This is a genomic window from Algibacter sp. R77976 (assembly GCF_044594645.1).
In the GTDB taxonomy this organism is placed as follows: domain Bacteria; phylum Bacteroidota; class Bacteroidia; order Flavobacteriales; family Flavobacteriaceae; genus Algibacter_B.
On record NZ_CP138989.1, the window covers coordinates 3666518 to 3688192 of the forward strand.

At 31.3% G+C, this 21675-nt stretch carries 19 protein-coding genes and 1 tRNA gene; 12 read left to right on the plus strand and 8 right to left on the minus strand.

The window, feature by feature from the left end; translation table 11 throughout:
• The first annotated feature begins 12 nt into the window (after positions 1–12).
• Complete coding sequence (locus SJY43_RS15805) at positions 13–2487, plus strand: outer membrane beta-barrel protein (RefSeq protein ID WP_396601702.1); 2475 nt, start codon at positions 13–15, stop codon at positions 2485–2487.
• Positions 2488–3109: 622 nt separating this feature from the next.
• On the opposite strand, the gene SJY43_RS15810 is transcribed toward SJY43_RS15805, so the two are convergent.
• The gene (locus SJY43_RS15810) at positions 3110–4117 is read right to left on the minus strand and encodes a 3-oxoacyl-ACP synthase III family protein (protein WP_396601703.1); all 1008 of its coding nucleotides are present in this window, start codon (positions 4115–4117) and stop codon (positions 3110–3112) included.
• A 296-nt stretch (positions 4118–4413) separates the two neighbouring features.
• On the opposite strand from SJY43_RS15810, the gene htpG reads away from it, so the two are divergent.
• The 9 genes from htpG to SJY43_RS15855 all read left to right on the plus strand — a co-directional run bounded on the left by htpG (position 4414) and on the right by SJY43_RS15855 (position 14580).
• Positions 4414–6324 (plus strand): molecular chaperone HtpG, encoded by a 1911-nt coding sequence (gene htpG / locus SJY43_RS15815; protein WP_396601704.1) that lies wholly within the window; start codon positions 4414–4416, stop codon positions 6322–6324.
• A 296-nt stretch (positions 6325–6620) separates the two neighbouring features.
• Positions 6621–7775, plus strand: a complete 1155-nt coding sequence (locus SJY43_RS15820) for an iron-containing alcohol dehydrogenase (RefSeq protein ID WP_396601705.1) — start codon at positions 6621–6623, stop codon at positions 7773–7775.
• 235 nt (positions 7776–8010) lie between these two features.
• Positions 8011–9177, plus strand: a complete 1167-nt coding sequence (locus tag SJY43_RS15825) for a tRNA modification GTPase (RefSeq protein WP_396601706.1) — start codon at positions 8011–8013, stop codon at positions 9175–9177.
• Positions 9178–9384: 207 nt separating this feature from the next.
• The gene (locus SJY43_RS15830) at positions 9385–10344 is read left to right on the plus strand and encodes a tRNA dihydrouridine synthase (protein WP_396601707.1); all 960 of its coding nucleotides are present in this window, start codon (positions 9385–9387) and stop codon (positions 10342–10344) included.
• A gap of 89 nt (positions 10345–10433) precedes the next feature.
• Complete coding sequence (locus SJY43_RS15835; RefSeq protein ID WP_396601708.1) at positions 10434–11249, plus strand: FKBP-type peptidyl-prolyl cis-trans isomerase; 816 nt, start codon at positions 10434–10436, stop codon at positions 11247–11249.
• 175 nt (positions 11250–11424) lie between these two features.
• Positions 11425–12087, plus strand: a complete 663-nt coding sequence (locus tag SJY43_RS15840; RefSeq protein ID WP_396601709.1) for a hypothetical protein — start codon at positions 11425–11427, stop codon at positions 12085–12087.
• Positions 12088–12285: 198 nt separating this feature from the next.
• Positions 12286–12660 (plus strand): hypothetical protein, encoded by a 375-nt coding sequence (locus SJY43_RS15845; RefSeq protein ID WP_396601710.1) that lies wholly within the window; start codon positions 12286–12288, stop codon positions 12658–12660.
• The gene (locus SJY43_RS15850) at positions 12661–13296 is read left to right on the plus strand and encodes an MOSC domain-containing protein (protein WP_396601711.1); all 636 of its coding nucleotides are present in this window, start codon (positions 12661–12663) and stop codon (positions 13294–13296) included.
• A 42-nt stretch (positions 13297–13338) separates the two neighbouring features.
• On the plus strand, positions 13339–14580 hold the full coding sequence (locus SJY43_RS15855; protein WP_396601712.1) for a DEAD/DEAH box helicase: 1242 nt from the start codon (positions 13339–13341) through the stop codon (positions 14578–14580).
• 50 nt (positions 14581–14630) lie between these two features.
• Here the strand turns inward: SJY43_RS15855 and SJY43_RS15860 are convergent, their stop codons facing one another.
• Positions 14631–15296 carry a M15 family metallopeptidase gene (locus tag SJY43_RS15860; RefSeq protein WP_396601713.1) on the minus strand — a complete coding sequence of 222 codons (666 nt, stop codon included), beginning with the start codon at positions 15294–15296 and terminating at the stop codon, positions 14631–14633.
• A gap of 39 nt (positions 15297–15335) precedes the next feature.
• Here SJY43_RS15860 and SJY43_RS15865 point away from each other — a divergent pair, with 39 nt between their 5' ends.
• Together SJY43_RS15865 and SJY43_RS15870 are read left to right on the plus strand one after the other, a co-directional pair.
• A complete protein-coding gene (locus tag SJY43_RS15865; protein WP_396601714.1) occupies positions 15336–15929 on the plus strand; it encodes an alpha-ketoglutarate-dependent dioxygenase AlkB family protein in 594 nt (197 codons plus the stop codon).
• A gap of 558 nt (positions 15930–16487) precedes the next feature.
• Complete coding sequence (locus tag SJY43_RS15870) at positions 16488–17192, plus strand: DUF4369 domain-containing protein (RefSeq protein ID WP_396601715.1); 705 nt, start codon at positions 16488–16490, stop codon at positions 17190–17192.
• Between the two features lie 64 nt (positions 17193–17256).
• Here SJY43_RS15870 and SJY43_RS15875 read toward each other — a convergent pair.
• The 6 genes from SJY43_RS15875 to SJY43_RS15900 form a co-directional block, all read right to left on the minus strand.
• Positions 17257–17330: transfer RNA gene (locus SJY43_RS15875), tRNA-Thr, on the minus strand.
• A gap of 61 nt (positions 17331–17391) precedes the next feature.
• Positions 17392–17661 (minus strand): hypothetical protein, encoded by a 270-nt coding sequence (locus SJY43_RS15880; RefSeq protein WP_396601716.1) that lies wholly within the window; start codon positions 17659–17661, stop codon positions 17392–17394.
• Positions 17662–17746: 85 nt separating this feature from the next.
• Entirely contained in the window at positions 17747–18157 is a 411-nt protein-coding gene (locus SJY43_RS15885; protein WP_396601717.1) for a 6-pyruvoyl trahydropterin synthase family protein, read from the minus strand.
• Entirely contained in the window at positions 18158–18682 is a 525-nt protein-coding gene (idi, locus tag SJY43_RS15890) for an isopentenyl-diphosphate Delta-isomerase (protein WP_396603424.1), read from the minus strand.
• A gap of 100 nt (positions 18683–18782) precedes the next feature.
• On the minus strand, positions 18783–20702 hold the full coding sequence (locus SJY43_RS15895; protein ID WP_396601718.1) for an OmpA family protein: 1920 nt from the start codon (positions 20700–20702) through the stop codon (positions 18783–18785).
• Between the two features lie 12 nt (positions 20703–20714).
• Positions 20715–21647: a type IX secretion system membrane protein PorP/SprF gene (locus SJY43_RS15900; protein ID WP_396601719.1), complete on the minus strand. Its 933-nt coding sequence runs from the start codon at positions 21645–21647 to the stop codon at positions 20715–20717.
• Positions 21648–21675 lie beyond the last annotated feature (28 nt).

Sequence of the window (21675 nt, forward strand, 5' to 3'; positions counted from 1 at the left end):
CAAACCAACCACATGAGAAAGCTACTCTATTTGTGCGCTATTCTATTTTCTATTTCAGCAGCACACGCTAAAGATCCAGACCCCAAAGTTGACAAAACTGGTACCATATTAGGTAAAGTATTAGACGCAACTTTAAAAGAACCCTTACCCTATGTAAACATTATTATCACGAATTCTTCTGGTAAAACAATTACTGGAGGCATTACATCTGATGATGGCACTTTTACTATTGATAAAGTCTCAGAAGGCGATTTAATTGTAAGTATTCAATACATAGGTTACAAAACAACTAATAAGAATATAACCATTGGCAAAGGCAATTATAATGTCGATTTAGGAAACATTCTTCTCGAAGAAGAAGCCGAAGGTTTAGACGAAGTTACTGTAGTTGCAGAAGTATCTACCATTCAACAAAAAGTGGATAGAAAAGTTATTACCGTAGGTAAAGATTTAACAACTGCGGGGGCAAGTGCCAGCGAAATCATGAACAATATCCCGTCTGTAAATGTAGATCAACAAACGGGAAATATTAGTCTTCGAGGTAACGAAAACGTACGTGTTATGGTAGATGGCAAATTAAGTAATGTGCCAATTGCACAGTTGCTAAAACAAATCCCTTCAACATCCATTAAGCAAATTGAATTAATTACCAATCCTTCGGCTAAATATAACCCTGAAGGTATGAGTGGCATTATAAATATTAAACTTCATAAAAACACGAAAGTAGGTTTTAATGGGAATTTTAATATTGGAGTAACAAACCAAGTTTTTGCTAAATTCAACAGTTCTATTGATATGAATTATAGAAACGGAAAGTTTAATTTTTACGGAAATTACGGAAACAACATTGGAAAGTATGATAACTATGGAGACATTACACGATTAGACGACAACTCATTACAAGAATTCAAATTTGGAAACGATAACAAATCACATTTATACAAAGTTGGTGTAGACTTCTACATGAATGATAAAAACACCATTTCATTTTTTACAAACCAAAATGTTTTTAATGGTGATGGTGTTGGAAGCACAGTAATAAGTTACTCAACGCTTACTCAGAACCAGTTATTTAACAACATATCTGAGAACAATTCTGGACAATACAATTTGGCATATAAGCATGAATTTACAGATGAAGATGAAACACTAGAGATTGAAATTGATTACAACGATTTTGAGAATGATGAAATTGCTAATTTTGATTTCATTAATTTTAGTTTCCCTCCAAATTATGTAGATAATGTAGGCACAGAACGTAATCAAACTACGGTAAATATTGATTATGTTAAGCCTGTAAATGAAAAAACTAAAATTGAAGCTGGCTTGCAAGCCCTTTTATTTTCTTCTGATATAGCTTATATGTCTACTGGGCAAACGTTTTCTAGTGAAGGAGCCGTTATACCAACTCCAAGTACAGACTTTGAATACAATAGAGACATTTATTCGGTATACTTTACTTATGGAAAAACACTTGAAAAATGGAATTACCAATTTGGATTAAGAGCAGAACAAGTTAATGCTACTGCAGATGCTTTAAGAACTTTTGATGATAATAGCACGGAATTAATACCATTTTCAAACGATTATTTTCAAATCTACCCATCTGCATTTTTAACGTATAACCCAACTGAAAAGAACTCGTACCAATTGAGTTTTAGCAGGAGAGTTGATAGACCAGGTTTAAACCAAGTCAACCCAATTAGAGAATGGAGTACACCGCGTGTTTCTTCTTTTGGAAACTCTGAGTTACAACCTCAATTTACAAACTCTATTGAAACTAATTATACTAGACAGCTTGAAAAAGGAAGTATTACAGCAGGTGTATTTTACAGAATAATTGAAGACAATATTAGTAGATATGTGTTTATTGATAGAACAGATGTTCCTTCTGCAAATTCTATTTTATCTTATGATAATTTTGACAATACCTCAGCCTTTGGTCTAGAACTATCTACGAACTATAGACCAACTAAATGGTGGAGTATCAATGCTAGTTTCGATTTATACTCGCAAACACAGCAAGGTATAACAGAAATTTTAGATACTGATGATATTCAGAATGCAACTATTGACGACATTGTAAGACTAGACACCGAAGTTGATAATATTATTTGGAATTTAAGAGCGTTTAACAATTTTAAGGTTTCTAAAAAATTAAGTTTCTCTGTATTTGCCATGTACCGTGGTGAGGAAGAAGGCATACAGTTTACAAGAAAACCAATGTTTATGTTGAATACTGGCATGCGTTACAACTTCTTGGAAGACAATAGAGCTACACTTAGTTTTAACTATAGTGATATTTTGCAAACCATGCGTTTTGAGTTTGAAGGCTCAACACCTTACCCTTCTGTTGGTGGTTTTAATTGGGAAAGCAACACATGGAACATTGCGCTTTCGTATAGATTTGGTGGCGGAAAATATAGTTCATTAAAAAGAAAACAAAGAGACAGCAACACCAATTCTGGTGGAGGCGGATTTATGTAAAACGTATAAAAAAACATTTAATAACCTGCATTATATTTGATGGTTAGTGTTTCTGTAGGATTATTAAATAAAAAACCCTTAAACGTAATGTTTAAGGGTTTTGCTTTTTTTAATTATGCCAATTATCATTTAAATGTTAAAAAATATGTTAAATTTTGATTATCAGCACAATAACAAACAATAAACTTACGTTATGAGGTATATACAATCTAGCCAAAAAAAACGAAATCGTAATTATTTAGAGTTAGTCGTCTACACAAACATATTCGTTAAAACAAGATTAGTATAATTAAAAACTCGAAACCTGTTTCGGGTTTTTAATATTTGTTAAAATGCGTTAAATGTGATTCACTTTAGTAATTTTTTTAGAGTTTTTACGCCTAACGTATTATGATTCTTCACATTAGTGTTAATTGAAGTTGATTGATAGCTAGAAAAACCCGAAACTTAAAGTTTCGGGTTTTTTGTTGCTTTTTTGCGTTAGGGATTGAAATGGATAGCCCACAGCACCTTTTTTGGTGCGAGGACTTGTAATGTAAAGCCCGACTTTTTGCGATCCTGCGAGGTTTTAAAAACCTTGTAGGTATGAGCAAAAAGTAACGCCCTAATACTAACTATTACATTAAGCCCACTTAATAATGGCACTTCCCCAAGTAAAGCCACTACCAAAAGCTGCTAACACTACATTATCGCCTTCTTTTATTTTGCCTTCTTCCCAGGCTTCTGTAAGTGCAATAATTACTGAAGCTGCGGTTGTGTTACCGTATTTCATAATGTTATTAAACATTTGATCGTCACGTAAGCTAAATTTCTTTTGTATAAATTGGGCAATTCGCAGATTTGCTTGGTGTGGTATTAGCATATCTATATTTTCTTTTTGGAGTCCGTTCTTGGCTAAACCTTCCATAATCACTTCACTAAAACGTACAACCGCATGTTTAAACACAAACGTACCATCCATATACGGGAAATATGATAAATCTTCTGCGCCTGCTTCTATAATTTCTGGAACCCAATGTGCAATACTTGGGCTTTCTACAATCAATTTATCGGCATATTTACCCTCGCTATGCAAATGGGTTGATAGGATTCCTTTTGTATTATCTTCTTCTCGTGAGAGCACACAAGCTCCTGCCCCATCACCAAAAATAACGCTTACACCTCTACCTCGTGTAGATTTATCTAAACCGTTACTATGGTATTCTGCGCCAATAACAAGAATGTTTTTATACATACCTGTTTTTATAAATTGGTCGGCCACAGATATGGCATACACAAAACCAGAACATTGGTTTCTAACATCTAATGCACCAACGGTTTTTAAATCTAACATATCTTGTATTTGCACGCCACAGCCAGGGAAATAATAATCTGGACTTAGCGTTGCGAATACTATAAAATCGATATCGTCTTTAGTTAAACCAGAACGTTCTATGGCAATTCTTGCAGCTTTTGCTCCCATAACTGCCGATGTATCTTCTGATCCTTCTGGAATCCATCTACGTTCTTTTATACCTGTACGCTCTTGAATCCACTCATCGTTAGTATCCATCACTTTAGATAAATCGTGGTTAGTCACCACATTTTCAGGAACATACTTGCCAAGTCCTATTATTTTTGAATTGTACATATATCTAATAATCTTTTTTTCATTTCCGCAAAAACGGAATTCTTTTTAATAGTATAACAAAGTACAAAATAATAGTATCAAATTCCAAATCATAAAAACTAAATTCCGATATCCATCTTTTTTGAAATTTGAAATTTTTACTTTTAATTGAAATTTAACTTTTTGAAAGAAAAAAATTGTGTCAGTTTGTCACATTTAAGCAATTGGCATTTTTGTTGTCTAATCGTTATCAAGTAAGTTAAAATTAAAATTAATCAGATTCCCTCCTTCGGGGGAATGACAAATAAATTATTATCATGACAAAAGGAAACATTAATGTATCGGTAGAAAACATCTTCCCACTCATTAAAAAATTCTTGTATAGCGACCACGAAATATTTTTACGTGAGTTGATAAGTAACGCTACAGATGCAACTTTAAAACTAAAGCACTTAACTAATGTTGGTGATGCCAAAGTGGAATATGGCAACCCACAGATTGAAGTTAAAATTGACAAAGAAGGCAAAAAGCTTCATATTATAGATCAAGGTTTAGGTATGACTGCTGATGAAGTTGAGAAATACATTAACCAAGTGGCTTTTTCTGGAGCTGAAGAGTTTTTAGATAAATATAAAGATTCTGCTAAAGATTCAGGTATTATTGGTCATTTTGGTCTTGGTTTCTATTCTGCATTTATGGTTGCAGAGAAAGTTGAAATTATTACGAAGTCTTTTAAAGATGAACCTGCTGCACATTGGACATGTGATGGTTCTCCAGAATTTACTTTAGAAGCTGCTGATAAAACAGATAGAGGAACTGAAATTATTCTTCATATTGCAGAAGATTCTACAGAATTTCTTGAAGAAGCGCGTATTACTGAGTTGTTAAACAAATACAATAAGTTTATGCCTGTTTCAATTAAATTTGGAACCAAAGAAATAAACGACCCAAAGCACACGCCAGAAACTACAAAAGATAAAGACGGTAAAGAAACAACTGAGCCGCACAGACAAATAACGGTTGATAATATAATTAACAATCCAAATCCAGCTTGGACAAAACTACCAGCAGATTTAAAAGATGAAGATTATAGTGGTTTTTACCGCGAATTGTACCCAATGCAATTTGAAGAGCCTTTATTTAACATTCATTTAAATGTAGATTATCCGTTTAACTTAACTGGTATTTTATACTTCCCAAAAATGTCTAACGACATGCAAATCCAGAAGGATAAAATTCAACTGTATCAAAACCAAGTGTTTGTTACTGATAACGTTGAAGGTATTGTACCGGAGTTTTTAACTATGCTTCGTGGTGTAATTGATTCTCCAGATATTCCATTAAACGTATCGCGTTCTTACTTACAAGCCGATGGTGCTGTAAAAAAGATTTCATCTTATATTACTAGAAAAGTAGCCGATAAATTAAAATCGTTATTCAACAATAACCGTGAAGATTTTGAAGCAAAATGGAACGATATTAAAATTGTAATTGAATACGGAATGCTTTCTGAAGAAAAATTCTTCGAAAAATCTGAGGCCTTTACACTATACCCAACTGTTGATGGTAAGTATTATACTTACGAAGAGTTATTCAACAAAATTAAAGCTAACCAAACCGATAAAGATGGTAAGCTAGTCATTCTTTACGCTTCTGATAAAGATGCGCAACACAGTTACATCGAGTCTGCTAAAGCTAAAGATTACGAAGTTTTATTATTAGATTCTCCAATTGTATCGCACTTAATCCAGAAGTTAGAAAGCACTAAAGAAAACATTACGTTTGCTCGTGTTGATGGCGATCATGTAAATAATTTAATTAAGAAGGACGAAACAACTATTTCTAAATTAGATGAAGACCAAACTAAAGCGCTAGATGAATTGTTAAAAGAAGTTATTCCTTCTGATAAATTCCAAGTGCAATTAGAAGCTATGGATAGCAGCGAATCGCCTTTTACTATTACGCAACCAGAATTTATGCGTAGAATGAAAGAAATGCAAGCTACCGGAGGTGGCGGCATGAATATGTTTGGAAACATGCCAGAAATGTACAATTTGGTTATTAATACAAACTCCGACTTGGTTGGTGAAATTCTTGGTACTAAAACCAAAAAGAAACAAGAGCGTTTAATTACGCAAAGTTTAGATTTGGCTCGTTTATCTCAAGGCTTATTAAAAGGTGAAGAATTAACAAACTTTATTAAGCGTAGTTACGAGATGATAAAATAGGTTTATTATGCTTCCCTAACTTTAGGAACATATAAGTTTTTAACAAAAAACCACTTTGCACATGCAAAGTGGTTTTTTTATTAAACTCATTTTTTTAACTATTTTGTTAAAATAACAACAGTTATTTTAAGGAAATCCTATCAATAATTTGGTCTAGATTAAACATATAAAAACCTTTTGTAATCAATTTTATTTTAAATTCAAGGCCATTTTTTAATAGGTGACAAAAATCATAAAAAAACAGCGAAATTTTGTAGTGATTTGTATGCATTAATTAACTTATAATATATAAAAAAATGTTACAAAACCGCAGAATATACTTACCACCATTAAGCCTTATAGGCCCAGGAGCATTAAATGATTTAGGAGAAGAATTAAAAACACTTCCATATAAAAAAGCACTTTTTGTAACCGATAAAGTTTTAGTAAAACTAGGTGTTGCACAAAAAGTACTTGATGTTATTGAAGCTGCTAATATTGAAGTTGTAACATTTGATGATGTGCACCCAAACCCAACAGCAAAAAATGTAAATGATGGATTAGAATTACTTAAAGAAAACAACTGTGATTTTATTTTAACATTAGGAGGAGGATCTCCTCAAGATTGCGGAAAAGCTATTGGTATTCTTGCTACAAACGGAGGCGATATAGGAGATTATGAAGGTATAAACTTATCAAAAAAAGCATCGTTACCTATTATTGCTATTAACACCACGGCGGGTACCGCTAGTGAGGTTACTATAAATTATGTTATTACAGATGAAAAGCGCCATATAAAAATGGTTATGGTAGATAAAAACTGTTTGGTTTCTATTGCTGTAAACGACCCTGTATTAATGTTAGGGAAACCAGCTTCATTAACTGCTGCAACAGGAATGGATGCCTTAACACATGCCATAGAAACTTACGTTACAAAAGGCGCCTTTGGATGGTCTGATGCTTTAGCTTTAGAAGCTATAAAACTAATTTCGCAGAGTCTAGAAATGGCTGTTGTTAACGGGCAAGATCTTGAAGCTAGAAGTAAAATGGCATGGGGACAATTTATAGCAGGTCAAGCTTTTTCTAATGCAGGTTTAGGTTATGTGCATTCTATGGCGCATCAACTTGGTGGTATGTATGATTTACCACACGGTGTTGCAAATGCCATTTTATTGCCACATGTAGAGCAATTTAACATTCCTGCATGTGCACATAAATTAAAAAAAGTAGCTAGAGCTATGGGTGTTGGCGTTTTAGAAATGAGTGACACTCAAGGTGCCAACGCAGCTATTTCAGCCATTAAAGCCTTATCAAAATCTGTAGGTATACCATCTGGATTAAAAGAACTGGGTGTAAAAGAAGAAGATTTTGAAGAAATGGCTAAAAATGCTATGGCAGATGTTTGTACTGGCGGAAACCCTAGAGAAGTAACATTAGAAGAAACCATTGCTATTTATAAAGCAGCAATGTAAGCCAAGAAATAATTAGTGTTTTTAAGCTAATTTGTTTTGTAATCAACATTACATTGATAAAAACCACTTTGTAAAAACAAGGTGGTTTTTTGCTAAGTTTTAGACTTGACTTTATACAAAATTTCGTCTATATTCGCTTAACGTCGAATGTAAATCGTAAAAACGATTTCACGTCTGCGAAACATTATGTATAATTAAAACTCAAAATTTTAAATACTAATAAATTAAAATAATTATGAAAATAAAACTAGTATTTCTTTTAATCACAATTTTAAGTTTTAATTGCTATTCTCAAATTTCTTTTGAAAATGGATATTACATCGATAATAATAATCAAAAAATTAATTGCCTAATTAAAAATCTTGATTGGAGAAATAATCCAACTGAATTCAAATATAAACTATCAGGAAATAGCGAATTAAATAAAAAAACAATAAAATCGGTTAAAGAATTTGGGATTCATAACGCTTTAAAGTATGTGAGAAGTTCTGTAAAAATTGATAAGTCTAGTAACAAATCTAATGAATTAGATACTGAAAGAAAGGCTAAATTTCAAGAGGAAGAACTCTTTTTAAAAGTATTAGTAGAAGGAAAATCTATTTTGTATAGTTATGTTGACGGTATTTTAATAAGATATTTTTACAGTATCGAAAAATCTAATATCAAGCAATTAATATTTAAAAATTATATAACTCCTGAATATAAAATTAAGGCAAATAATAGATTTAAAAATCAACTATGGATTGATTTAAAATGCTCTGATATCAAAAAGAAAAAAATAGAAAAATTAAAGTACAGAAAATCAGATTTGGTCAATTTTTTTGTAGCTTATAACAGCTGTAATAATCAGGAATACATCAACTTTGAAGAAAAGAAAAAAAAAGATTTATTTAATTTGACTATCAGGCCTCGGTTAAATAACGCTTCATTAGTATCTAATTATAGAAATACTAATATTAAAAACGAGCTAGGTTTAGGTTTTGGAATAGAAGCAGAATTTATTCTTCCTTTTAATAAAAATAAATGGTCAATTATATTTGAGCCCACTTATCAAAGTTTTATAGTAAAAAAATCAACTGATGGATTTTTAAGAGATGTAATTGTTAATTATAGTTCTATTGAGCTCCATTCTGGTGTAAGACATTACTCCTTTTTAAATGATAAGTCGAAAATTTTTATCAATGCGTCTTTAATTTATGATTCAAGTTTAAATGATTCACAAATTAATTCATTGAATATTACAACAGCATATAATATGGCTTTTGGTTTAGGTTACAATTATAATGATAAATACAGCATAGAGTTAAGGCATCAAACACCTAGACATGTGTTAACTTCTTATTCAAATTGGAACGCAGATTATAAAACATTATCAATAATATTTGGATATTCTCTATTCTAAAATAATAACAAATAACGCCGCGTATAATTAATTGCTTTGCAAGTACCTACTTGATAAATTCCTTCGGAATTTTCTCTAGCTTGTGCTTGTTTACTAAATTAGTTATTTAAACAGGCAACAAACTATAGACACACATATTAAACGAACCTTTTCAGAAAAACAACTTCAATAAAAGATATCCCTATCTTTGCGCCACATAAATTTTAAATGGCTTTTACATTACTCTCTTCACCTCTACAAGGCTTTACAGATTTTAGATTCCGTAATGCGTTTCATCATTATTTTGGAGGCATAGATACCTTTTATTCCCCCTACATAAGGCTAAATGGAAAGTTCAAAATAAAAACGTCCTATCAAAACGATTTATTAGTAGAAAACAATAGCACATTAGAGGTTATCCCACAAATTATAACTAACAATGCCGAAGAATTTTTGTTTGTTGCCAAGTATGTGCAAAGTCTAGGTTATAAAGAGTTAAACTGGAATTTAGGTTGCCCATACCCTATGGTTGCTAAATCTGGAATGGGTTCCGGTTTAATTTGCAACCCTGAAAAAATAAATACCATTTTAGAACGCGCCCATAAGGAAACCAATATTTTGGTCTCTATGAAAATGCGCATGGGTTATGAAAATGCTGAAGAAATACTTGGCGCCTTCCCTATTCTAGATCAATATCCGCTTAAAAACATTGCCATTCATGCTAGAATTGGCAAACAACTCTATAAAGGCCCTGTAGATCTTGATGCGTTTGAGCGTTGTATTAGCAGCACCAATCACAAGTTATACTATAACGGCGATATTACTAGTGTGGCTAGTTTTAAAACCATGCAAGAGCGTTTCCCGAGTATCGATCATTTTATGATTGGTCGCGGCCTAATTGCCGACCCATTTTTACCGCAAATGATAAAAAACGACACGACAGAATACCCTAAAAACCGTTGGGATATTTTTGAAGCATTCCATAATACCATTTACCATCAATACGACGCATACCTTTCTGGGCCAACGCCAATTAAAATGAAAATGTTAGGCTTTTGGGAATTCTTTTCCCAATCGTGTAACAACCCGCAAAAAACCTATAAAGCAATAAAAAAAGCTACTAATCCGTTTAAATACAAACAGGCTGTAAAGCTTATTTTAAATAACGAACGAAAGTTAAACCCTTAGCTTTTCAATTAACTTCTAAAACCATAAAAGAAAAGTTAAAAAATAAAAAAATAAACCGATAGCTTTTATATTTGCAAAAAACTAAGACAATGAAAAAATTATGTATGGTATTTACTGTAATCTTTTTTACAGCCTGTAGCTCAGACGATAGCCCAAAAGACTACACCGAAGAAAACGAACAAGAAATTCAAGCCTATATTGCAGAGAATAATTTAGTAGCAGAATCAAGTAGTTCTGGTTTGTATTATATTATCGACAATCCAGGAACTGGTATTACTCCAACAGGCACCGATAGAGTTAAAGTAGCTTACACAGGCTATTTAACAGACGGAACTATTTTTGATGAAAATACAGAAGGTGCTATTTTTAGTTATGTAAATAATTTAATAAGTGGTTTTGCCGAGGGCCTTAAATATTTTAATGAAGGTGGAAGCGGAAAACTTATTATTCCGGCACACCTAGCATATGGCAGGAACAGTAATGGAATTATTCCTGCTGGTTCCGTTATTATTTTTGATATCGAACTTATTTATGTGAATTACGATACAGAAATTCAAAACTATTTATTAGATAATGATTTAACTGCGCAAAAATCTGCTTCGGGTTTATATTACACTATTGATGAAGAAGGTGAAGGTGAACAACCAACCTTAACCGATAATGTAAACGTATCCTATAAAGGCTATTTAACAGACGGAACCGTTTTTGATGAAAATGTAGCAGGTGCAAATTTCAACTTAGGAAATTTAATACCAGGTTTTTCAGAAGGCATTACTTACTTTAAAGAAGGTGGAAGTGGCACATTATTTATACCTGCTGATTTAGGTTACGGCAACTCTGCAGTTGATATTATTCCTGGAGGCTCAGTTATTATTTTTGATGTTGAACTTATTTCTGTGAATTAAAACATTCAATTTTAGAATATAAATGAAAACCACTTTGCGAAATCAAGGTGGTTTTTTGTTTATGTTAGTTTTGATATTGCAGAAAATTTCAGCTAAATTCGTTTAACAATCGATAAGATTCATTGAAACATATCTTTAACTTTAGTTCGGCAACGTGCAAAAAAAATCAAAACTTATGAAATACGATTTTAACCTGAAAACAAAATTTGGATTCCAATATTTAATGGCCTTTTCAATTATTTTTATTGTTCTATTTTGCTTTTCATGTAAGAAAGAATCTAACTCCTTAAGAAACACAGAAGGTAATTTAATCATGAAAATAAATGCTGTTCAGGAACAAGTAATGGCACAAGGAAATATGACAGAACAAGAGGAACAGGCTTTATTAAGTTTATGTAGCATCGTTTCTCATGATGACGGTTTAGCAACTTATACTACCGACAATAGTATCATATTAAAAGATGCAGACATTGCGCCAGTTTATCATGGTTGTGAAAATCTCACTATAGAAGAAACAAGAGAATGTTTTAATAATAAAGTATCGACATTTATTAAGCGAGAGTTTAACTTAAGTGTATCTAAAGATTTAAACCTTTCAGAACCAAAACAGGTAGAAGCATTTTTTATAATCGACAAAAAGGGAAATTTAACTGGCATGAAAGTGAGAGATTCAGAAGTAAACATTCAGGCAGAAATATTAAGAGTGCTTAGAAAAATGCCTGTGATTAAACCTGCAACCCACAATAAGGAAAGTGTTTCTGTATTATGTTCCATAATAGTAACATATGGGAATGAAATAAATGTAGAAGTTGTTTACATTCCTGAAAGACCTGATTAATCGTTAATAACACTAACTAAAAAAAAGTTCCCAACAATGACTATAAGTGATTGCTTGTTCTCGAATACTTCTAAAAACCCTTAAGGATTTTCAGTTTGTTAAGTACTTACCAAGTTAATCGATAAACCACGAACTAGCCATACACAAAACCTTTAAACGAAAAAATAAAATCATCATTTGGAAACCATAAAAAACAACTTGAACACTTTCAGAACCTTATACTTAGTAAAAGGCATATTAACCTTATGCTTTTCCATATTCTTTATTTTATACGGCTGTATAGGCTTATTTTTTGGAGCTGTTGCCCAAAATGCAGACACCAATGCAGAACTCCCTTTTAATTTTGGTTGGATTTTCGTTATTATTGGTGGCATCGGTCTAGTACTTTGTGTTACCATTGGGATATTAACCCTTTTAGTCTCAAAATATATTAAAGCGCTTAAAAACTATAATTTTATATTTGTAATGGCTATTATAAATTGCCTTACTGGTATTTTAGGAATTGTATTAGGCGTTTTTACCATAATAGAGCTCTCTAAACCAGAAATAAAAAAACTGTTCAATAAAGCATAAATGAAAATAACTTCTACAAACACAGCTAAACCAACTACCATTATTTGGAATGGTAAAGAAGTGATTACTGGTATTTATAAAACACCAACTAAAGCACCTATTTTCTTAGGAACTAGCGATGTAAAAGGCGATGAAGTTACCGATAGAAAACATCATGGCGGCGAATTTAAAGCGTGTTATTTATTTTCTGAAGATCATTATGAGTATTGGAAAAACCTGTATCCAAATTTAGACTGGCATTGGGGTATGTTTGGCGAAAACCTTACCGTTTCTCGATTAAACGAAAAAGAAATTCATGTTGGTAATATTTATAAATTAGGCGATGCTCTAATTCAAATTACAGAACCTAGAGAACCTTGTTTTAAATTAGGTGCTAAATTTGGTAATCAAAATATCTTAAAACAATTTATTAAACATAGTTTTCCTGGCACTTATATTCGTGTTTTAAAAGAAGGACATGTTAAAACTGGTGATACTTTAGAGTTAGTAGAAAAGGCTAAAAACAGTATAACTACAAGTCAGTTTTTCGATTTATTATACGATAAAGAAAAAAACAAAGCACATATTGAAAGTATTCAAACCAATGATGCTATACGAAAATCAAAAAGAGATAAACTGAAAGCCTTTTTAAAGTAGCTTTGTGTTGGTTTGTTATATCTTTGTAGCAAACTTTTACAGATGTCTTTTAAAGATTTAAAAATAAGCAAACCCATTTTACGCGCTGTTGCAGAAGCTGGATATGACAACCCAACTTTAGTGCAAGAAAAAACAATTCCTCTTGTTCTAAACAAAAAAGATGTTATTGTTTCAGCACAAACCGGTACAGGAAAAACAGCTGCGTTTGCACTTCCTATTTTACAATCGTTATTAGACCATCAAGACGCACCTAAAAAAGGCAAAACTATTAAAGCCCTAATAGTTAGCCCAACGCGCGAATTAGCTATTCAAATAGAAGATAATTTTAAAACCTACAGCACGCACACTAATTTAAGAACAACTGTAGTTTATGGTGGTGCATCTATAGAACCTCAAAAAGATGTTTTAAAAAAAGGTGTAGATATTTTAATTGCAACACCTGGCCGTTTACTCGATTTACATAAACAAGATATTATTAATTTAGATTATGTTGAAACCTTAGTTTTAGATGAAGCCGATTTAATGCTAGACATGGGTTTTATTGACGATGTTAGAAAAATTGAGCGTTTATGTACCAAAGAAAAACAGATTCTTTTATTCTCGGCAACCATACCGCATAAAGTTGAGCAGTTAGCAAATTCTATTTTAAACGAACCACAGCGTATTGAAGTCGCTCAAAACTCATCAACCTCTAAAAATGTGGCTCAGGTTTTATATTATGTACCTAAGCCTAAGAAAATTGAACTGTGTTTGCATTTGCTAAGAAACACAATAAAAGGTAATATTATTATTTTTAGACGCACAAAATTTGGTGTAGATAAATTGGAAAAAACGCTGTTAAAAAATGGTTATAAAGCCGATAGTATTCATGGAGATAAAAGCCAAACCGCAAGACAAGATGCCCTAACCCGATTCAAAAAAGGTGAGGTTAATATTTTAATTGCTACCGATGTTGCCGCACGTGGCATCGACATTAGCGATTTAGATGCCGTAGTAAATTTTGATTTACCTAATGTGCCAGAAACTTACGTACACCGAATTGGCAGAACGGCAAGAGCAGGAAATACAGGAATCGCATATTCATTTTGTTCTGCAGACGAGAAAAGTTATATAAAAACCATCCAACAACTTATTAGCTTACAATTAGATATTATTGAAGATCACCCTTATCCTTTAGATCCTAAAGCAAAACCTATTGTGCATAAGTCTAATAAAACAGGAAGCAAACACCGAAAAGGACGTAAAAGTGAAGCTTCAAAAAAGAAAAAGAAACGTTGGTATTAAAAAGTTATAAGTTGAGGGGAAACTAAGTAAGTCGTTTTCACTCATAACGTTTACTTCACCACAAAATCATAATAAGTTTTAGGAAACGGTTCCCAACGTAATGTAAAATGCCACCATTCTTTAGGGTAATTTCTAAATCCAAATTTCAACATAAAGGCTTGCAATAATTGTCTATTTGCTTTTTGTTTGTCTGTAATACCTTCAAAATTAACCGCCGATATGTCTCCAAAATAATCAAAAGGGCTTCCCATATCTAATATTTCACCAGTATTACCATCAATAATGGTTAAATCTACAGTACTGCCCCTACTATGTCCAGATCGCGATGCAATATAGCCTGCTTTAAACAAGTTTCTTTTATTTACGTTAGGGTAAAATATCCGTTTATTTATAGTATCATTTAAATCTCTAGCCCATTTTATAAAGTGATTAACAGCTTGTTGTGGCCTATACCCATCATAAACCTTTAAACATAAATTCTGCTCTTGTAATGCTTCGTGCACCTTTTTTAAAGCTTCGGCTGCTTCAACAGTTAAAATAAGTTTGTTAGATTGATATCCTTCAATAGGCACACCAACAAAGTTATTTGAAGTAAAATAACGCAATTCAACATCCATATCTGGAATAACATCTTGTACATATACAAATCCTTTTGGAAGTTGTGCAAATAAACTAGTAAAGACTAAAGCGATTAAAAAAGTTAATGTATACTTCATTATAATTTTGAATTATGCTAATTTAGAAAATAAAAGAATATGCTTTTTGAAAGTGCTATAAATTTAAACCTGAAAGGTGCAGAAATCACTTATTATCCTAATTTCTTTAATAACAATGAAGCAGATAATTATTTTAAAAGTTTATTAGCTAATATTGAATGGAAACAAGATACTATAACTCTTTTTGGTAAAACACATTTACAACCGCGTTTAACAGCTTTTTATGCAGACAATAAAAAAAACTACAAATACAGTAATATAATCATGCAACCTCATGCATTTAAAGATGATTTGTTAGGTATAAAAAACAAAATTGAAACAGATCTAAAAATAAAATTCACTAGTTGTTTAGCAAATTTATACCGAAATGGAAGCGATAGTAATGGCTGGCATGCAGATGATGAAAAAGAGCTTGGCGAAAATCCAATTATAGCTTCAGTATCGTTTGGTGCAGAACGAGTTTTTCATCTTAAACACAAAACAGATAAACTGCTTAAAACAAAATTAATTTTACAACACGGAAGTCTTTTATTAATGCGAGGCGAAACTCAAAATAACTGGCTGCATCAAATTCCTAAAACAAAAAAAATTATAGGAAATAGAATTAATTTAACATTTAGAATTATTGCATAAAAAAGCCGAGTTCCCTCAAACTCGGCTTCTTTTCAATTTGCTTTTTATATTATGAAGCTAGATTTGGGGTTTCCTTGTTTAACAACATAATGCAAATATTAATTAATTAATCCATTGAACTAAAAAGTGTGTTATTTAGTACACTCCAAATATATAACTATGAAATATATTTATCCGATTAAAAACACTATAAATCGATGAAATACATTAAATTTTAACAATTTTAGATGAGTTTATCGATATTATCGATGAAATACACTTTTCATGGTGATTAAATTTTTAGAAACAAACTAATTAAAATAAAAAAAGCACCCATTAACAGGGTGCTTTTTTTCTAACTAACCAACCAAAATATGAATTACAATTCTTGAGTTTAAAGTAACCACTCAATAAACTTTATAACGAATGTAATTACGATTAGTATACTACAATCCTCGTGCCAAAAACATACTCAAACTTATTTTATGAAATAATTAACAAAACAAATTAATATTAAGGGACTAGCAAAAGACATTTAATTGTTTGATATTTGTATTTATATAAATATTTAAAATTTCGATGAAAAAAATATCATTCTTATTAATAGTATTATTTTTTATTTCTTGTGGCAAAGACCATAGTGATTTAACTGTAAAAGTTAATATTAAAGGGTTAAAAAAAGGAACACTCTATCTTAAAAAAGATAAAGACACCTTATTAGTTACAGTAGATTCATTAATTATTAATGGAAATAAAGATATTGAACTACATAGTGCACTAGATGCTCCAGAAGTTTTCTATTTATACTTAGATAAGCATAGTGCTGAAAAAGATAGAATTAGCTTTTTTGCAGATAAAGGTATTACAGAAATTAATACTACATTGAAAAATTTTGCTTTTGATGCTGATATTAAAGGTTCTAAACAACAAGAAGTATTGGATGAATATAAGTTACTAATTACTAAAATGAATAATAGAAATTTAGAACTGATTAAAGAACAATTTGATGCTCAAAAAGAAAATGACACTTCTGAATTTATTAAGCTAAAAAAAGCTACAGAAAATAGCATGAAACGTAGATTCTTATTTACTGTAAATTTCGCATTAAACAATAAAGATAGCGAGGTAGCACCATATTTAGCGCTAACGGAAATTTATAACGCAAGAATGGATTTATTAGATACTATAAATAAATCTTTAACACCTAAAATAAAAGCATCTAAATATGGTAAAGAATTAGAAGCTTATATTAATAGTATTAAAAAGACAGAAGCCAATAACTAATTGATTTTTAAATAGTTTTGTATAAAAAAGCCTTTCCAATTGGAAAGGCTTTTTTATTTTTAAGAGCCGATGGAGGGACTCGAACCCACGACCTGCTGATTACAAATCAGCTGCTCTAGCCAGCTGAGCTACATCGGCGTTTTAACGGGTGCAAATATAATATCTAAAACAATATATGCAAGCAGTCCGTTAAAAAAATTTACCCAAGATTATTAATTTTTTCTATTAAAGCTCTGCCCTTAGATTCTAAGTCGCTGTTTATTGCCTTAAAATGTGCTTTTGCATTGTCAACATTCTTTGCATTTACTTTTGCTATTAACTCATCAAAAGTCTCTATTGCTTCATCTATAATAGCTTCACTCTTTTTAGTGTCTTTATCTGTATTTGAGTACTCCCAAATGTAAACTGCTTCAATAATATCGCCTAAAACGTAATTAATATCTTTTTTTAAATCTCTAACATTTGCCATAATTTCTTATTTTAATTGATTACAAAACTACACATTAACTTCTAATAGGGTAGCTTTTTTATTCTAAATTTTAAGAACACATATTTTAATTACCAGAATACGTTACAAAGTTTCGTGGCGTTTCATATAGTGTAATTTCTAGAGCTAAATTATTACTCAATTTAGCTTTCATTTTATTATAAATAACTACCACAATATTTTCTGCAGTTGGGTTTAATTCTTTAAACTCTGGAACTTCAACATTTAAATTTTTATGATCAAAAGCATCTTCAACTTCACTTTTAATAATATCTTTTAAAATCTTCATATCAATAACATACCCTGTTTGTTTATCTATTTCACCAGTTACACTTACAATAAGTTCGTAATTATGACCATGAAAATTAGGGTTATTACATTTTCCAAAAATTTCATCATTTTTCTCAAAACTCCAATCTTTTCTGTACAACCTATGGGCTGCATTAAAATGTGCCTTTCTACTAACTGTAACTTTCATTTAAGAGGAGATATTTATGTGTTCATAGAATTTATCAAAAATAACTTTAAACCATTCAGTATATGATTCTGGGTTTTCTAATATATCTGCCTTTACATCTTCTAATGGCATCCATTTCCAACTTGCTACTTCATCTGGATTAATAATAGGTTCATTTTCATATTTACCCAGCAAAACGTGATCGTACTCATGCTCAGTTAAACCATTATCAAAGGGTGCTTTATATATAAATGAAATAGATTCTTTTAAATCTACAACAAAACCCATTTCTTCCATTAAGCGTCTTTTACCGGCTTGAATATTTGTTTCTCCATCTCGTTGATGACTACAGCATGTATTAGTCCATAGTCCTGGTGAATGGTATTTATTTAAAGCTCTTTGCTGTAACATCAACTCATTCTTCTCATTAAAAACAAAAACTGAAAATGCACGATGTAATACCGCTTTTTCATGAGCTTCCATTTTAGGCATTAAGCCAATTTGTTCATCTTGCTCATTAACAAGAATTACTTTTTCTTCTTTCATATAAAACAAAAATACAAACAAAATTATAACTTAGTAAAACTCTATAAAACAAAAAGCACCTAAATAAATTTAGATGCCTTTTATTTTTAGTTAAATACTATTAGTTTGCTACTACAATAAACTCACTTCGTCTATTATCTTGATGTTCTGCTTTAGAACATTTAACACCATTTGAACAACGGTTAGTTAATCGAGTTTCTCCGTATCCTTGACCTGTAATACGAGCGGCAGAAATACCACCTTTTTCTATAATATAAGCTATTGTAGATTTATTTCTTCTATTAGATAATGCCCAGTTATAAGCATCTTTTCCTCTTGAATCTGTATGAGAGCGAACATCTATTTTTACATTTGGATATTCGGTCATGTATTTTATAACTTTTGCTAATTCAATTTCAGCATCAGGACGGATAAATGATTTATCATAATCAAAATAAATAGGATTTAAATTTAATAATAATGCTAAATCTGTACCTATTTTAGCAACTTCAGGACCTTCAGGCTCTAAATTCAGCTCTAATTTTAAGGCTTCATTTTTATCTGCTTTAACTGAAAAATCTATAAAATCGTCTTTGTATTTATCTTTTTTAGCTTCTATCAAATACGTTTTCTCTTTACAACCTAAATCGAAAGAAAATTTACCAGACTCGTCACTTTTTAAAGTATGAAGTAAATTTCTGCTAGAATCATAAACAAACACATCTGCACTTGCTAAAATCTCTTGTGTTCTTTTATTTATAACTGTTCCTGTCACGCCTTTAGTACACGCTGGAATTACAAAACTATAAATATCATCATCACCCTTACCTCCTGCTCTATTTGAAGAAATATAACCTTTACCTGTAGTTTCGTTTACAATAAATCCAAAATCATCCTTAGGGCTATTTATTGGCTTTCCAATATTAAGAATCTGTGTGGATGCCTCACTTAATTTATCAACTTCAACTCTATAAACATCAAGTCCACCTAATCCAACATGGCCATCTGAAGAGAAATAAAGAATTCCTTTCTCGCTAACAAAAGGAAAGTTCTCTCTTCCTTCTGTATTTACTTTTGGCCCTAGATTTATAGGTTCGCCATAAGTACCATCTTCATTAATATCAACTACAAAAATATCTGAGGCACCTTGGGTTCCAGCCATATCTGAAGCGAAATACAACTTTTTCTCATCTGCACTAAGCGCTGGATGCGCTACATTATAATCATCATTATTAAAAGGCATTGACTCAATATTTGTCCATACACTATCAACCAATGTTGCTTTATAAATTTTTAACCCATTAATTTTCTCATTACTTCTTTTAAACTTTCCTTTAAAGAAATTATTTCTAGTAAAGTAAGCCGTTTTTCCATCTTTTGAAAAAGATGTAGAAGATTCGTGATATTTAGTATTTACTGCGCCGTTAACCTCTGTTACAGTTCCGTCTTCATTTAATTCAAACAAATCTAAAAATGGTTGTTCGTTCCATTTATAAATATCTTCATCTATGTCTTTTGATGAAGCAAAAATTAAATGACCGTTATATGTTGATGTTCCAAAATCTGAAAATGCAGTATTAATATCTAAATTTACTAACTCAAAATCTTTTGAGATATCATCAATTGCTTTAACATAATTACCTTTGTTTAAAAATTGTTTAATTCTTGAATCTTCAGGTTTTATTTTTGCATAATCATTTAAAACTTGATCGGCCTTTGCATACTGCTCCTGAGCTTTTAAAGCTAATGCGTATCTATAAATATTCTCGGGGTCTGTTGGGACTTTAAGATCTAATAGTTTTCCATACCAATTTGAAGCTTCTTGCATTTCACCATTAAAATAATAGGTATTGGCTAATTTTTCAAATACTTCTGGTGAAACATCTTCTTTAGATGCTAATTCCAATAGTTGATCTCTAGAATCTATGTATGATAAGTTTTCATATTTCTTAATAGCTCTCGAAGCTTTTGCTTTTTGGGCGAAAGAATTATTAAAAACTAAAACACTTAATATAGATAGTATATATATTCTTTTTTTCATATCTGTAATCTTTTAGAAGAATCTTGGTGATAAAATTTTACCTATTTCTTGTAATTCAAAGCGCAACATAATTTCATGTGTTCCACTATTATAATTATTCAATGCTGTTGTGGTTGCATCATAAGCATAACCTATAAATAATCCTGGATTAATTTGAAAGCCAGCTAAACCACTTACAGAATCATCCCATCTATATGCTAATCCCAAAGTAAACTTTTCATTAAATAAAGCATTAACCGATAAATCTGCTATCAACGGTGCACCTGAAACCCCTTTAACTAAGAAAGCTGGTTTTAGTTTTGTGTTATCGCTTAAATTAAATACATAACCACCAATTAAAAAATAGTGTAAACGCTCAGTAGCTATAGATTCCTGGAAATCATCGTAATGATCAGTATTTAAAATATTAGGAACCGATAGACCTAAATACCATTTTTCTGAATGCAAATACAAACCTGCTCCAAGTGTTGGAGATATTAAATTTAAATTATCGTTAAAAACTCTATCAGGATTTTGAAAAACACCTTTACTCCAATCGGTATCAAGAATATGTAATCCTCCTTTAAGACCAAAAGACAATTCTAAGTCTCCAGTTTCATCAACCGGTATAGTGTAAGATACGTTAGCATCAATACTTGTTTCCTCTGCAGGACCTAACCTATCGCTAACAATGTTTAAACCAAGACCAATTCTGTCGTTTTTTAAAGGTGAATGAATTCCAAAAGTAATTGTTTTTGGAGCCCCATCTATACCAACCCATTGCGTTCTATATAAAGCCGTTGCGCTTAATACATCTCTTTGTCCAGCATAACCCGCATTTATACTCATTGTGTTATACATATATTGCGTGTACTGCGGGTCTTGTTGTGCTTTAGTTTCTAAACTTAATAGTGCAGTAAACACTACTAAAATTAAACTTTTTATTAATGACGATTTTTGTATCATTTTTTTAATCTTTTTTTAGTCGTTTACT